Origin of the sequence: Streptomyces sp. Y7 (assembly GCF_043195415.1) — a bacterium.
Taxonomy (GTDB): Bacteria; Actinomycetota; Actinomycetes; order Streptomycetales; family Streptomycetaceae; genus Streptomyces.
In genome coordinates this window covers 1-14,775 of the sequence record NZ_JBIDDQ010000010.1, presented here as the reverse complement: position 1 = coordinate 14,775, position 14,775 = coordinate 1, and the positions used below count along the sequence as shown (strand labels likewise).

11 protein-coding genes are annotated in these 14,775 nt (G+C 70.5%); 8 read left to right on the top strand and 3 right to left on the bottom strand.

Annotated elements, in window-relative coordinates; all coding sequences use genetic code 11:
- Window positions 1–2: 2 nt before the first annotated feature.
- The 5 genes from ACGFW6_RS24590 to ACGFW6_RS24570 all read left to right on the top strand — a co-directional run bounded on the left by ACGFW6_RS24590 (window position 3) and on the right by ACGFW6_RS24570 (window position 5,965).
- A complete protein-coding gene (locus tag ACGFW6_RS24590) occupies window positions 3–1,367 on the top strand; it encodes a phosphomannomutase/phosphoglucomutase (protein WP_393513686.1) in 1,365 nt (454 codons plus the stop codon).
- 397 nt (window positions 1,368–1,764) lie between these two features.
- The gene (locus tag ACGFW6_RS24585) at window positions 1,765–1,935 is read left to right on the top strand and encodes a Trm112 family protein (RefSeq protein ID WP_093746251.1); all 171 of its coding nucleotides are present in this window, start codon (window positions 1,765–1,767) and stop codon (window positions 1,933–1,935) included.
- A gap of 447 nt (window positions 1,936–2,382) precedes the next feature.
- Window positions 2,383–3,510, top strand: coding sequence for an SIS domain-containing protein (locus ACGFW6_RS24580; protein WP_393513682.1), 1,128 nt, complete (start codon window positions 2,383–2,385; stop codon window positions 3,508–3,510).
- Window positions 3,511–3,628: 118 nt separating this feature from the next.
- The gene (manA, locus tag ACGFW6_RS24575; protein WP_393513679.1) at window positions 3,629–4,780 is read left to right on the top strand and encodes a mannose-6-phosphate isomerase, class I; all 1,152 of its coding nucleotides are present in this window, start codon (window positions 3,629–3,631) and stop codon (window positions 4,778–4,780) included.
- A gap of 204 nt (window positions 4,781–4,984) precedes the next feature.
- Window positions 4,985–5,965 carry a cation diffusion facilitator family transporter gene (locus tag ACGFW6_RS24570; protein ID WP_393513676.1) on the top strand — a complete coding sequence of 327 codons (981 nt, stop codon included), beginning with the start codon at window positions 4,985–4,987 and terminating at the stop codon, window positions 5,963–5,965.
- A gap of 86 nt (window positions 5,966–6,051) precedes the next feature.
- Here ACGFW6_RS24570 and lepB read toward each other — a convergent pair whose 3' ends face one another.
- Window positions 6,052–6,738, bottom strand: coding sequence for a signal peptidase I (gene lepB, locus ACGFW6_RS24565; protein WP_393513673.1), 687 nt, complete (start codon window positions 6,736–6,738; stop codon window positions 6,052–6,054).
- A gap of 138 nt (window positions 6,739–6,876) precedes the next feature.
- A complete protein-coding gene (locus ACGFW6_RS24560; protein ID WP_393513670.1) occupies window positions 6,877–9,036 on the bottom strand; it encodes a fructose-specific PTS transporter subunit EIIC in 2,160 nt (719 codons plus the stop codon).
- Window positions 9,037–9,542: 506 nt separating this feature from the next.
- Between ACGFW6_RS24560 and ahcY the strand changes: the two genes are divergently transcribed.
- Window positions 9,543–11,000, top strand: a complete 1,458-nt coding sequence (gene ahcY / locus ACGFW6_RS24555; protein ID WP_393513667.1) for an adenosylhomocysteinase — start codon at window positions 9,543–9,545, stop codon at window positions 10,998–11,000.
- Between the two features lie 328 nt (window positions 11,001–11,328).
- Complete coding sequence (locus ACGFW6_RS24550) at window positions 11,329–11,943, top strand: hypothetical protein (RefSeq protein ID WP_393513664.1); 615 nt, start codon at window positions 11,329–11,331, stop codon at window positions 11,941–11,943.
- A gap of 130 nt (window positions 11,944–12,073) precedes the next feature.
- Here the strand turns inward: ACGFW6_RS24550 and ACGFW6_RS24545 are convergent, their stop codons facing one another.
- On the bottom strand, window positions 12,074–13,039 hold the full coding sequence (locus ACGFW6_RS24545; RefSeq protein WP_393513661.1) for an RDD family protein: 966 nt from the start codon (window positions 13,037–13,039) through the stop codon (window positions 12,074–12,076).
- A 131-nt stretch (window positions 13,040–13,170) separates the two neighbouring features.
- Here ACGFW6_RS24545 and ACGFW6_RS24540 point away from each other — a divergent pair, with 131 nt between their 5' ends.
- Window positions 13,171–14,178, top strand: a complete 1,008-nt coding sequence (locus ACGFW6_RS24540) for a stage II sporulation protein M (RefSeq protein WP_393513658.1) — start codon at window positions 13,171–13,173, stop codon at window positions 14,176–14,178.
- The last annotated feature ends 597 nt before the right edge of the window (window positions 14,179–14,775 follow it).

Sequence of the window (14,775 nt, the reverse complement as noted above, 5' to 3'; positions counted from 1 at the left end):
CCGTGGCTGCTGATCTGTCACAGCTCGTGAAGGCGTACGACGTGCGCGGGGTCGTACCGGATCAGTGGGACGAGTCGCTGGCCGAGCTCTTCGGCGCCGCCTTCGTCCAGGTGACGGACGCGCGCGCGATCGTGATCGGCCACGACATGCGCCCCTCGTCGCCCGGCCTGTCCCGCGCCTTCGCACGCGGCGCCGCGGCGCAGGGCGTCGACGTCACCGAGATCGGCCTGTGCTCCACGGACCAGCTCTACTACGCCTCCGGCGCGCTGAACCTGCCGGGCGCCATGTTCACGGCCTCGCACAACCCGGCCCAGTACAACGGCATCAAGCTGTGCCGCGCCGGCGCCGCCCCGGTCGGCCAGGACACCGGCCTCGCCGAGATCCGCGAACTGGCGGAGAACTGGCTGGAGTCGGGCGCCCCGGCCCCGGCCGAGCGCACGGGCACGATCACCCGGCGCGACACGTTGGAGGACTACGCGGCCCACCTCCGCTCCCTCGTCGACCTGACCTCGATCCGCCCCCTGAAGGTCGTCGTCGACGCGGGCAACGGCATGGGCGGCCACACCGTGCCGACCGTGTTCGGCGGCCTCCCGCTGGACGTCGTCCCGATGTACTTCGAGCTGGACGGCACCTTCCCGAACCACGAGGCGAACCCGCTGGACCCGGCGAACATCGTGGACCTTCAGGAACGAGTCCGTGCCGAGTCCGCCGACCTCGGCATCGCCTTCGACGGCGACGCCGACCGCTGCTTCGTCGTCGACGAGCGCGGCGAGCCCGTCTCGCCGTCCGCGATCACCGCCCTGGTCGCCTCGCGCGAGCTCGCCAAGAACGGCGGCAAGGGCACGATCATCCACAACCTGATCACGTCCTGGTCGGTCCCGGAGGTCGTCCGGGAGAACGGCGGCACCCCGGTCCGCACCCGCGTCGGACACTCCTTCATCAAGGCCGAGATGGCGAAGTCCGGCGCGATCTTCGGCGGCGAGCACTCCGCCCACTACTACTTCAAGGACTTCTGGAACGCCGACACCGGCATGCTGGCCGCCCTCCACGTCCTCGCCGCCCTCGGCGGCCAGGAGGGCCCCCTCTCCGGCCTCGTCGCCCAGTACGACCGCTACGCCGGCTCCGGCGAGATCAACTCCACCGTCACCGACCAGGCGGACCGGCTCGCCGCGATCAAGGCCGCGTACGAGGGCCGCGACGACATCCGACTCGACCATCTCGACGGCCTGACGGTCACCTCCACCGACTGGTGGTTCAACGTCCGCCCGTCCAACACCGAACCCCTGCTCCGCCTCAACGCGGAGGCCCGCGACGAGGCGACGATGAGGAAGGTACGGGACGAGGCATTGGCGATCATCAGAGCTTGAGCCGCGGGGCCGGATAGGGGTGGACACCGAGGTGCCGGTCGGGCGTCGGACGCCGGTCCGCATCCCTTTCAGCTCGTCCGGCGTTCGAGGACGAGGCCGTTCAGGCCGAAGCGGGGTCTGGGGCGGCAGCCCCAGGACACCGGGGTCGAAGGGGCAGCGCCCCTGGAGGACGGGACGGGTAGGGGCGGCGGGGGCGAAAACCTCCAGCGCCCGCCCAACGCCGCCCAACCCCGACCCCGTACAACGCCGCCCAACCCCGGCACCCGCACAACGCCGCCACCCCCGACCCGTGCAACGCCGCCCAACCCCGGCACCCCGCCCCCACCGGCGGTACCCTGACCAGGCACATCCGCACACCCGCTCGTACCACCGACACCCACCCCAGAAGGGACCCGCCATGCCGCTGGAAGCCGGCCTCCTGGAGATCCTCGCCTGCCCGGCCTGCCACGCCTCCCTCAAGGAGCAGGAAGCCGAGCTGATCTGCACCGGCCAGGACTGCGGCCTGGCATACCCGGTCCGCGACGGCATCCCCGTCCTCCTGGTCGACGAGGCCCGCCGCCCCGCGTAACCGAGCCGCACCGGGCCAAGCCGCCGAACGGGACGCCACGGTCACGGGACCCGACACCACGGGACCCGACACCACGACCACGGCCACACCCGCGACCACGGCCACAGCCACGAGCCGGCCACAGCCGCGCCTCGGCCACACCCACGACCAGCCACGGCCGCGGCCCGCCCCGGCCAGCCGTACAAAAACGGCCCGCCCAAGCCAGCCGTACAAAAACGGCCCGCCCAAGCCAGCCGTACAAAAACGGCCCGCCCAAGCCAAACCCCCGGCATCCCAGCCCCCGGCACAGAGCCCCGCAAACCCAGCGCAGCCCCCACACCCAGACCAGCCCCGCCCCGCACACCGCGCCCAAGCCCGCACACCCGGCTCAGCCCCGCACACCCGGCTCAGCCCGCTCCCCCACCCCCAGACCCCAAAGAACCCCCCGGCGATCGGAGGCCGTCGCCCATGCTCGACGAATCGCTGCTCGACACGCCGGACGCGCTCGCCGAAGCCGACCGCCGTGCCCTGCTCCGCGGCGCGGCCGAAGCCGGAGCCCGCGTCCGCACCGCCGCCCGGCACGCCATCGAAGCCGGAGTGAACGACCTCAAACCGGACGGCCGCCCCCGAGCCATCCTCATCGCGGGCCCCGGCGCCGCCGCCATCTGCGTGGCCGACCTCCTCGGCACCCTCGCCGGCGCCACCAGCCCGGTCACCCGACTGGCCCCGGCCGGCGTGGCCCCCGCCGCGGGCGCCCTGCGCTGGGAGCTCCCGGGCTGGGCCGGCTCCGTGGACCTCCTGCTGATCGCCACCCCCGACGGCACCGAGCCCGGCCTGTCCCTGCTCGCCGAACAGGCTTACCGCCGCGGCTGCACGGTCGTCGCCGTGGCCCCCGCCGGCACCCCGCTCACCGAGTCGATGCACGGAAACCACGGCCTGTTCGTGCCGATGGCGACCGCCCCGTACGAGCAGGACGAGCCCCTCGCCGCCTCGGCCCCCGGCGCCCTGTGGGCCCTGCTCACCCCGCTGCTGGCGCTCCTCGACCGCACCGGTCTGCTCACCGCCCCGCCCGAGGCCGTCGATAAGGTCGCCGACCGTCTCGACCACATCGCCGAGCGCTGTGGCCCCGCCATCGCGACGTACAGCAACCCGGCCAAGACACTCGCCGCCGAACTCGCCGACGCGCTCCCGCTGATCTGGACCGAGGGGGTCTCCGCCGGTCCGGCCGGCCGCCGCTTCGCCGCCGCGCTCGCCGAGCTCTCCGGCCACCCCGCCGTCGTCGCCGAACTGCCCGAGGCACTCGCCTCGCACAGTGCCCTGCTCGCGGGCCGCCTCGCGGCCAGCGCGAACCCCGACGACTTCTTCCGCGACCGCGTGGAGGAGACACCGGCCCTGCACGCGCGCGTGGTCCTGCTGCGCGACCGTCCGATCGGCGGCCTGACCGCCGCGCCCGCGGCCCGGGACCTCGCCCTCAGCCACGACACACCGATCAGTGAGCTGGAACCGGAGCCCGGCGGTGAGCTGGAGACCCTCGCCGAACTGATCGCCATCACGGATTTCGCCGCCGTTTACCTGGCGCTCGCCTCGGGGGCCTGATCTGTCCCTGGACGCCCTGACAGCCGTACGCCCGCGGAACCGGCAGTCGTACACCAGGCGAACCGGCGTCCTCCCCGAAGAGAACCCGCCTACCCGCAGAGAGCAGGCAGACAACCGTATGGACCGCCTCGACAACACCGTCCGCCCCTACGCCTGGGGTTCCACCACCGCGATCCCGAAGCTCCTCGGCGTCGAGCCGACCGGTGAACCGCAGGCGGAGATGTGGATGGGCGCGCACCCGGGCGCGCCCTCGCGCACCGAGCGCGGCACGCTCGTCGAGGTGATCGAGGCCGGCCCGGAGCGCGAACTGGGCGCCGAGGCGGTCGCGAAGTTCGGGCCGCGCCTGCCGTTCCTGCTCAAGATCCTCGCCGCCGGCGCCCCCCTGTCCCTCCAGGTGCATCCCAACCTGGAGCAGGCGAAGGCGGGTTACGCGGACGAGGAGGCCCGCGGCATCCCCGTCGACGCCGGCCACCGCAACTACAAGGACGCCAACCACAAGCCCGAACTGATCTGCGCGCTCACGGAGTTCGACGGTCTGTGCGGCTTCCGCGACCCGCTGCGCACCGCCGACCTGCTGGACGGCCTGGGCATCGACTCCCTCAAGCCGTACGTCGACCTGCTGCACGCGCACCCCGAGGAAGCGGCCCTGCGCGAGGTGCTCACCGCGATCCTCAGCGCCGACCCGGACGAGATGGCCCACACCGTCGCGGAGACCGCGGTCGCCTGCTCCCGCCTCGGCGGCGACTACGCCCCCTACGCGGACATCGCGCACCACTACCCGGGCGACCCCGGCGTCATCGCCGCGATGCTCCTCAACCACGTACGCCTCCAGCCCGGTGAGGCCCTGTTCCTCGGCGCCGGCATCCCGCACGCCTATCTGAACGGCCTCGGCGTCGAGATCATGGCCAACTCCGACAACGTCCTGCGCTGCGGCCTGACCCCCAAGCACGTCGACGTCCCCGAACTCCTGCGCATCGTGCGCTTCGAGGCGGGCGACGCGGGAGTGCTGCGCCCCGAGGCCGCCCCGGACGGCGAGGAGGTCTACGAGACCCCCATCGACGAGTTCCGGCTGTCCCGGTACGTCCTCCCGGAGGGCACCACCGCCCACGACCTCACCCGCGCGACCCCGCAGATCCTGCTCTGCACGGCCGGTGCCGTCCGCGCCGGCGAGCACGAGCTGACGCCGGGCCACTCCGTGTTCGTACCGGCGGGCGAAAAGGCCGAAGTGTCCGGGGCCGGTACGGTCTTCCGGGCCACGGTCGTCGCCTGACCGAGGGCATCCGACGACCCGGCGCGCTTCAGACGGACCGGGCTGCAACAATGGCCCACCGGCAAAGGACGGGCAAAGCCGATCGGGGGCGAGGCTCCCCTCGGCGACGCCCCGCACGGCGTACGTGAGAAGCCATCAGGGCCGTCAGGTCACGAGGGCCGCGTGCACCACGAAGGCTACGAAGGCGAAGGGACAACGCGACACATGAGCGCGTCAGGCGGTACCAGGGCGATCGTGGCGGCACTTGCCGCCAACCTCGCGATCGCGGCATCGAAGTTCGTGGCGTTCGCGTTCAGCGGTTCGTCGTCGATGCTCGCCGAGGGCGTGCACTCGCTCGCGGACTCCGGCAACCAGGCCCTGCTGCTGGTCGGCGGAAAGAAGGCCCAGCGCGAGGCGACCCCGCAGCACCCCTTCGGGTACGGCCGTGAGCGCTACATCTACGCCTTCCTCGTCTCGATCATCCTCTTCTCCGTCGGTGGCATGTTCGCCCTCTACGAGGGCTACGAGAAGATCAAGCACCCGCACGAGATCGAGCACTGGTACTGGCCGGTCGGCGTCCTCGTCTTCGCGATCATCGCCGAGACCTTCTCCTTCCGTACCGCCATCAAGGAGTCCAACGTCCTGCGGGGCAGGAAGTCCTGGAAGGAGTTCGTCCGGCACGCCAAGGCCCCCGAGCTGCCCGTCGTCCTCCTGGAGGACCTCGGCGCGCTGGTCGGCCTGGTCCTCGCCCTGGGCGGCGTCGGCCTGGCGCTGCTCACCGGCGACGGCGTCTGGGACGGCATCGGCACGGTCTGCATCGGCATCCTGCTCGTCCTGATCGCGGTCGTCCTGGCCATCGAGACCAAGTCGCTGCTGCTCGGTGAGGCAGCGGGCGCCGAGCAGGTCGAGAAGATCGAGGCCGCCGTCGTCGACGGCGACGTGGTCACCCGCATCATCCACATGCGCACGCTGCACCTCGGCCCCGAGGAGCTCCTGGTCGCCGCCAAGATCGCGGTGAAGCACGACGACACGGCCGCCGAGGTCGCCTCCGCCATCGACGCCGCCGAGGCCCGCATCCGCGAGGCCGTCCCGATCGCGCGCGTGATCTACCTGGAGCCCGACATCTACAGCGAGGCCGAAGCGGCCAAGGGCGCCGACCGCGAGGCCACACCCGGGGGTCCGGCCCAGCACGGCACCGATCACTGACCCGTACGGCAACGGGGCCCGCCGAGTCGATCGGCGGGCCCCGTTGTCATTGCCGTGATGCCGTTGGCGCCGTGCAGGTTCGGGCGTCAGGCCGGCAGATGCCAGTCAGGGGCGACCGGAACCGGAGCGCGCCCACGCCGCCGTACGACCCGGGCGGCGATCCCCAGCCCGCCCGCGACCAGCGTCAGCACCACCCCGAGCATGATCGCCGTACCGATGAGGGCGGGCACGACGTAGCTGTCGCTCGCGCGCCCGCGGATCTCGGACTCGGCGAAGGTGCCGCCCCGGTCGTCGAGAAAGGCCCGCGAATCAAGGGCGTTCCCCCGGTTGTCACCCAGCAGGAACAGCCGCCCCTCGGGAACCCGGACGTCGTAGGCCGGAATCCCGGACCCGCCGCTCGCCTCCCCGCCCTTCAGATACGGCTCCTCGATCGGCTTCCCGTTCACGGTGACGCGCGCGGCCGTCCCCGTCCCGCTGCAGCAGGCCACCCGGTCGCCGCCCACGCCGATGACCCGCTTGACCACGAGGGCGTCGAAGCCGTACCGGTCCGGCGCCGAGAGCAGCACCACGTCACCGCGCCGCACCTCGCTCCCGTCGGTCCGCTCGTAAAAGATCCGGTCACCCGGCCCGTACGTCGGCCTCATGCTCTCGCTCGACACCACGGCGCCACCGAGACCGACCCGCGCATACGCGAGCCCGCCCAGCCCCAACACCAGCCCCAGGACCCCCACTACGACGGCCGCGACCCCAAGTCTTCGCCCTGCCCCGGACATTGCACCCCTCCCCATACGACCTCTCCTCACAGGGCCCGTCACCTTGCGACCCCTCTGCGGGCGGGAGCGTAGCTGGCCTCCGTGACCTGGCAGTGCGGGCCCGCGCCCAACTCCTGGACGCGGACCCGCTCGACGCGGCTAACCGACCTCGCGCAGCACCGCGAGCACGGCCGGCTCGTCCGGCGCCGCCAGCAGCCGCTCCCGGAACTCCGCGTCCATCAACTTCCGCGACAGCAGCGCCAGAATCCGCAGATGCTCGTCCCCGGCGGCCGCCTCCGGTACGGCGATCATGAACACGAGCCTCGCCTTCGTACCGTCCGGCGAGCCCCACTCGACGCCCTCCGCGGACCGCGCGAAACCGACGACCGGCGCACTCACCGCATCCGTCTTGGCGTGCGGAATCGCGATCTCCTCGCCGAGCCCGGTCGTCCCCTGCGCCTCCCGACGCAGCGCCGTCGCGACCAGCTCCTCCGGATCCACGACCTTCCCGGTCCGCCCCAGCAACTCCGCCATCTCACGGATCGCGGACTCCTTGTCGGCGGCACCGAGCCGAACCTTCACGGTCTGCTCGGTGAGATAGCCGGAGAGGACATTGCTCGAGTCGTCGTCGACTTCGGCCTCGTCAGCCGGTTCGACCGCCTTGGCTGTGTCAGCCCCTTCGGCATGGTCGCCCGGCACAGCGGCGTCGGCGGACTCAGCCGGGCGGCCGGCCTGCTTCGGCACGCCCCCGACGACTGTGGCACCGGTCGCGCCCAGCCCAGCACCAGCACCCGTCGCCCCGACCTCGGCCCCCACCAGCACAGCCTCACGCGCACCCGCGCCCATCGCGACGCCCGCTTCCCCGCGCCGCCTGCGCTCACCCAGGTCGACGAGGGCGACCGTCGTCAACGCGGTGACGACCGAACCGATCACCACGGCCACGAAGAACATCGGCACCCCGCTCACCGCACCCAGCACGGCCACGATCGGCCCTCCGTGCGGCACCGCGTCCTCGACACCGGCCACTCCGGCGACCGCACCGGCGACCGCGCCGCCCAGCATGTTGGCGGGGATGACCTGCGCGGGCCGCGCCGCCGCGAACGGGATCGCGCCCTCCGAGATGCCGAAGCAGCCCATGAACAGCGAGGCGAGCCCGGTCTCCCGCTCCTGCTCCGTGTACAGCCGCTTGCGTAGCAGCGTGGCCAGACCCTGGCCGAGCGGCATGACCGGGATCGCGGCAGCGCACATGCCCATGACCGTCTGGTTGCCGGTCGCGATGAGCCCGGCGCCGAACAGGAACGCCGTCTTGTTGACCGGTCCGCCCATGTCGAACGCGATCATGAGCCCGAGAATCGCCCCGAGCAGGATCGCGCTCGTGCCCGTCATCCCGCTCAGCCAGTCGGTCAGGTTCTCGAACACCCACGAGATCGGCTTGCCGATGACGTAGATGAAGAACATGCCGAGCGCCGTCGTCGCCACGATCGGGATCACGATGATCGGCATGATCGGCCGCGCGAACTTCGGGACCTCGATCTTCTTGATCCACACCACCAGATACCCGGCGAGGAACCCGGTCACGATCGCGCCGATGAACCCGGCGCCGGCCTTGGAGTCGTACAGCTCACCGGTGTTGGCGATCCAGCCACCGACCATGCCGGGCACGAGGGCGGGCCGGTCGCCGATGGCGTACGCGATGTAACCGGACAGGATCGGCACCATCAGCGTGAAGCCGATGACACCGATGTTGTTCACGTCCATCCAGAAGGAGTCCTTCGGGATGACCAGACCGCCCGAGGGGTCCGTGTGCCCGCCGAGCGACAGCGAGATCGCGATCAGCAGCCCGCCGACCACGACGAACGGGATCATGTAACTGACCCCGTTCATCAGCGCCTTGTACCCGACGCTCCGTTCCTTGCCGCCACCGGACGCGGGGGCCGTGGGGGCACCCCCTGGCGTGTGCACCGGTGCCGACATCACACGCTCGATCAGTTCCTCGGGGTGACGGATGCCCTCGGCCACGCCCACGGTCAGCACCCGCTTGCCCGCGAAACGGCTCAGGTCCACGTCCTTGTCCGCGGCGACGATGATGCCGTCAGCGTGCTTGACATCGTTGTCATCGAGGACGTTTTCAGCCCCGATGGATCCCTGGGTCTCCACCTTCATGTCGATGCCGCGACTCTCGGCGGCCTGGGCGAGCTTTTCAGCCGCCATGTACGTGTGGGCGATGCCGGTCGGGCATGCGGTCACCGCGAGCAGCCTCAACCGCTGCTGCTCACCACCGCCGCTGCCCGTGGGGGGAGGGCCGGCCGGACTGGTCACGTCGATCTCCTAACGCCATTGTCGTGCGGAAACGCCGTCCCGGGCGTCCCACAAGATCGATCAGATGTTCCGATCTGCAGGGCATCCTGCCCCACCTGCCCGCAAGCTCAAAGGGGCGGAGTACCCGGAACATCCCGGTCTGCCGCCACCTGTGAACCGTTCGTTGGTGTCCTGTTATCGCTCCCGCACCCGACCGTCACCTGACCTGCCGGCCCCGCCGGAACGGCCCCTCTTCCTCCCCGGCCCGGTGCCCCTCGATGGCTCGATCTCTTCGGAGGTGGACTGGGGACGGCCGGGCGTCCCGGTGTAGCTTGGGTCAGAGCCAGACGTCGCTGCTGATGGCGGTCGGGCGGTCCCGACAGGACCGACCGAGGGAGAGAGGGCCTCCGACGGACTGCGCTGCGCGTACGCGGGCATGCCTGTGTCCTCTTCGGGCACCCCGGTGTCCGCCGCCGCGCAGACCAGCCGTACCCACCCTCGACCCAGACCCCGAGGAGCAGCTCGTAATGACGACTGTCGAGAACCGACAGGACTTCAAGGTCGCCGACCTCTCCCTGGCCGCGTTCGGCCGCAAGGAGATCACCCTCGCCGAGCACGAGATGCCCGGCCTGATGGCGATCCGCAAGGAGTACGCCGAGGCCCAGCCGCTGGCCGGCGCCCGCGTCACCGGCTCCCTGCACATGACCGTGCAGACCGCCGTCCTCATCGAGACCCTGGTCGCCCTGGGCGCCGAGGTCCGCTGGGCGTCCTGCAACATCTTCTCCACCCAGGACCACGCCGCCGCCGCGATCGCCGTCGGCCCCAACGGCACGCCCGAGAACCCGCAGGGCGTTCCGGTCTTCGCCTGGAAGGGCGAGACCCTGGAGGAGTACTGGTGGTGCACGGAGCAGGCGCTGACCTGGCCGAACACCCCCACCGGCGGCCCGAACATGATCCTGGACGACGGTGGTGACGCCACCCTCCTCGTCCACAAGGGCGTCGAGTACGAGAAGGACGGCAAGGTCCCGGACGTCGACACCGCGGAGTCCGACGAGCACCGCGTCATCCTCGAACTCCTGCACCGCACCATCACGGACGGCTCGCAGAAGTGGACCCAGCTGGCGTCCGAGATCCGCGGCGTCACCGAGGAGACCACGACCGGCGTCCACCGCCTGTACGAGATGCAGCGGGACGGCGACCTCCTGTTCCCGGCGATCAACGTGAACGACGCCGTCACCAAGTCGAAGTTCGACAACAAGTACGGCTGCCGCCACTCGCTCATCGACGGCATCAACCGCGCCACCGACGTCCTGATCGGCGGCAAGACCGCGGTCGTCTGCGGCTACGGCGACGTCGGCAAGGGCTGCGCGGAGTCCCTGCGCGGCCAGGGCGCTCGCGTGATCATCACCGAGATCGACCCGATCTGCGCGCTCCAGGCGGCGATGGACGGCTACCAGGTCACGACCCTCGACGAGGTCGTCGACAAGGCCGACATCTTCATCACCACGACCGGCAACAAGGACATCATCATGGCCTCGGACATGGCCAAGATGAAGCACCAGGCGATCGTCGGCAACATCGGCCACTTCGACAACGAGATCGACATGGCCGGCCTCGCCAAGGTCCCGGGCATCGTCAAGGACGAGGTCAAGCCGCAGGTCCACACCTGGACCTTCCCCGAGGGCAAGGTGCTCATCGTCCTGTCCGAGGGCCGCCTGCTGAACCTGGGCAACGCCACCGGTCACCCGTCCTTCGTGATGTCCAACTCCTTCGCGGACCAGACCCTGGCCCAGATCGAGCTGTTCACGAAGCAGGACGAGTACCCGATCGGCGTGTACACGCTGCCCAAGCACCTGGACGAGAAGGTCGCCCGCCTCCACCTGGACTCGCTCGGCGTGAAGCTGACGACGCTCCGCCCGGAGCAGGCCGCCTACATCGGCGTCGAGGTCGAGGGCCCGTACAAGTCGGACCACTACCGCTACTGAGCCGAGCAAGTCGGACCACTACCGCTACTGAGCCGAGTCGGCCACGGAGCGCGGCACCGCGGAACGCGGTCCCGCGCGGAGCGGACCGCGGTCCCGCCCGACCGGACCGCTTGAGCCGGGTTGCCGTACGCCACCGCTCGTACGGCAACCACCGGTGAGAGCAATCCGGCCGGACGTCACGACCCCGCTTCGCAGCGGCAGCACCTCCGAGGCAGGCCCCCGCACCCCCGTGCCGGGGGCCTGCCTCTTCGGCCCCTATGGCCGGCCCACGTAGCCTCATCAGCCGAAGTGGCCGGGACCAGCCCGTCCGTCAAGCCCCAGGACCCCGATGCCCCGCGGCCGTTATTCGCTCCACGATCCGCACGATCACACCCCCCTCGCGGAAGAACACTTCCACTGCGCCCCCGGCCCCTCCGGCTGGCGCTACGTCGCCCAGGTGACCAGCCCCACCGGCGATCACAGCGGCTCCGTCGACCTCGCCCTGGACGAACTCGGCCGCCCCATCCGTCTCGAACTCCACGCCGGCGGCTGGCAGGTACGCGGCGCCGCCCTCGACGGCGTCACCTGGGTCCGCACCGACCCCACCGGAGACCACGCCACAGAAGGCAATGTGCGCGCCCACGCCTTCACCGGCACGTCCCCCGCGTTCCTCATCGCCACCACCCGTCTCCTGCGCCTCACCCCTTCCGCATCGGCAACCCGTGTCCGGCTCGTGGCCTTCACGGATCCGGTGCTCGCCCCACGCACCGTGGACCAGTCCTGGGCCCTGGTGGAAAGACAAACACACGCCACTGACAACGGCCCCCTGACCGTGGACGAATACCAGGTCACAGCCCTGGACACGGGGGAGCAGCACGCCGTCCACATCGCCGGCGACGTGGTCCTCGCGGCCCCCGGGATCGAGCTGGAGGACCTGGAGTCACCGCCGTCGATGCCGACATGAGCCGATCAAGCAGCAGGCGAATGCGCCGATGAGGCGGGAGGAGCGAACGTGCCGATCAGGCGGGAGAACGAACGTGCCGATCAGGCGGGAGAACGAACGTGCCGATCAGGCGGGAGAACGAACGTGCCGATCAGGCGGGAGGAGCGAAGCCCGTGGCCGGCGGGTCGTCCGAGGCGGACGCGCGCTGCGACGCAGGAGCGGTGGGCTGCCGTACGGCGTCCCGCTCGACGTCCCGCGTGACGGGTGACTGCCCAGCACCCGCCGGCGCCGCATAGGAACCGCCTGCCGGAGCAACACCTCCGCCGTATGCGGCAGGCCCGGGCGGAGGCGGCGCAGCCACAGCCGCCCCATGACCGAAGGCGCGCCGCGCCTCCCGGGCCTGGCGCTCCTGAAGCACCGCGGCCAGATAGGCGGCCGGGGGCACGCCCTGCGGCGCCGGAGCGCCCGTGCGCCCCGCCAGGTCCGCCGCGAGCCGCTCGCCCATGCTCCACGCGACTTGCGGATCAAGCTGCTGCATCCGCGTCAGGTACTGGCGGACGGCCAGCCACAGACCATCCGGAACGGCCGACAGGTCCAGCCCCGAGAACCGCCCCGCCAGCCACGGCGGAGGCGGCGGAACGAAGCCCGACCGCGCGAGAGGCACGCGCTCCCGGACGACGAGAGTCCCGGCGAACACATCACCGAGCCGCCGCCCGCGCGCGGACACCAGCGACGCGATGACCGCCACGACACCGAGCGTCATCAGAATCTCGATCACGCCGATGAGGCCCCGCACCAGCGAGTGCCGGAAACGGATCGGTCCGCCGTCGTCCCGCACCACCCGCAGCCCACAGGCAAGCTTCCCGAGCGAACGCCCATGGCTGAGCGTCTCGACCGCGATCGGCCCGCCGACCAGCACCAACACGAACATGGCGATGGACAGCGCGGTCTGCGCCGCCTCGTCCAGAGAAGCGGTGGCGATCACCACGCCGGTCGTCACCACGAGGTAGGCGATCAACGCCACGGCCAGATCGAGCAGCACGGCAAGCGCCCTGCTGGGCAGCTTCGCCGGGCGCAACTCCAGCGCCACCGCCTCGCCCGTCACCAGCTCACTCACGCCGACCGTCCTTCCCCTGACCTGCCCTCGGAATGGCCAGTCTGCCAAGCTGAGGGCGCATCGCGCCGCAGTACGACAAGCTGACGTCCAACGACGAGTCGCCGACGAACAGCCGGGGAGCAGGAAAGCAGATGGACCTCGACGTCTTCGTCACCGCCCACCGTGCCGAGTGGGACCGCCTCGACGCCCTGCTCGGACGCCAGCGCCGCCTCACCGGAGCCGAGGCGGACGAACTCGTCGCCCTGTACCAGCGCACCGCCACCCACTTGTCGCTGATCCAGTCCAGCGCGCCCGACCCCCAGCTGACCGGCCGGCTCAGCCAGCTCGTGGCACGCGCGCGTAGCGCGGTGACAGGCACACGACGCGCCTCCTGGCGCGACGTCACCCGCTTCCTCGCGTACGGCTTCCCGGCCGCGGTCTATCGAGCGCGCCACTGGTGGGTCCCCACGGCACTCCTGTCCACCCTCGTCGCGGCCCTCCTGGGCTGGTGGATAGGCACCCACCCCGAAGTGCAGGCCACCATCGCGGCCCCCGACGAACTGCGGGAGCTCACCCGCCCCGGCGGCCAGTACGAGACGTACTACTCCAGCCACCCCGCGGCCTCCTTCGCCGCCCAGGTCTGGACGAACAACGCCTGGGCAGCGGCCCTCTGCCTGATCCTGGGCGTCTTCCTGGGCCTCCCGGTCCTCTGGATCCTCTTCCAGAACATGCTCAACCTCGGAGTCGGCTTCGGCCTGATGTCCTCGGCAGGCCGCCTGGACACCTTCCTGGGCCTCGTCCTCCCGCACGGTCTGCTCGAACTGACGGCGGTCTTCGTGGCCGCCGGCACCGGACTGCGGCTCGGCTGGACCCTCATCGACCCGGGTCCCCGCACCCGCCGCTCAGCCCTCGCCGAGGAAGGCCGGGCCGCGATCGGCATGGCAATCGGCCTAGCCCTGGTCCTCTTCATATCCGGCGCCATCGAAGGCTTCGTCACCCCGTCGGGCCTGCCCACCTGGGCACGCATCACCATTGGCGTCGTCGCTGAACTGGCCTTCCTCGCCTACGTCTTTGTCCTCGGCGGTCGTGCCGCGCGCACCGGAGAGACAGGCGACCTCGAGACAGCCGAACGCAGCGCCACGGTTCCGACAGCCGCCTGATGTGCGGGCACGCCTCCTGAGCTGCTAGTCTCCTCTTCGCCCCACCGGAGCCGTTGACACGGAGCCGACGGGGAGGTAGATTCGAACAGTTGCCTGGAAGTGGATGAGAGTCCAGCCGGGCGAAGTGAGCATCTATCTGCTTCGGCGGAACATTGATTCCCGAGAAGCCTCTCCCGATGATTTCGGAAATGAGTGGCCGGTCAGTCCGGCCCGGAACTTCTGATAAAGTCGGAACCGCCGGAAAGGGAAACGCGAGAGCGGGAACCTGGAAAGCACCGAGGAAATCGGATCGGAAAGATCTGATAGAGTCGGAAACGCAAGACCGAAGGGAAAAGCCCGGAGGAAAGCCCGAGAGGGTGAGTACAAAGGAAGCGTCCGTTCCTTGAGAACTCAACAGCGTGCCAAAAATCAACGCCAGATATGTTGATACCCCGTCTCCAGCATCAGCTGGGGCGAGGTTCCTTTGAAAAAACACAGCGAGGACGCTGTGAACCGGGAGACTATTCCTCTCCTGGTTCCGCTCTCGTGGTGTTGCACCGGATGACCGGTAAACATTCACGGAGAGTTTGATCCTGGCTCAGGACGAACGCTGGCGGC

Bases quoted from the DNA above. Each gene is read 5' to 3' on its own strand.
- ACGFW6_RS24585 (WP_093746251.1), top strand. From the start codon at position 1,765: ATGCCGCTGGAAGCCGGCCTCCTGGAGATCCTCGCCTGCCCGGCCTGC.
- ACGFW6_RS24580 (WP_393513682.1), top strand. From the start codon at position 2,383: ATGCTCGACGAATCGCTGCTCGACACGCCGGACGCGCTCGCCGAAGCC.
- manA (WP_393513679.1), top strand. From the start codon at position 3,629: ATGGACCGCCTCGACAACACCGTCCGCCCCTACGCCTGGGGTTCCACC.
- ACGFW6_RS24570 (WP_393513676.1), top strand. From the start codon at position 4,985: ATGAGCGCGTCAGGCGGTACCAGGGCGATCGTGGCGGCACTTGCCGCC.
- lepB (WP_393513673.1), bottom strand. From the start codon at position 6,738: ATGTCCGGGGCAGGGCGAAGACTTGGGGTCGCGGCCGTCGTAGTGGGG.
- ahcY (WP_393513667.1), top strand. From the start codon at position 9,543: ATGACGACTGTCGAGAACCGACAGGACTTCAAGGTCGCCGACCTCTCC.
- ACGFW6_RS24550 (WP_393513664.1), top strand. From the start codon at position 11,329: ATGCCCCGCGGCCGTTATTCGCTCCACGATCCGCACGATCACACCCCC.
- ACGFW6_RS24540 (WP_393513658.1), top strand. From the start codon at position 13,171: ATGGACCTCGACGTCTTCGTCACCGCCCACCGTGCCGAGTGGGACCGC.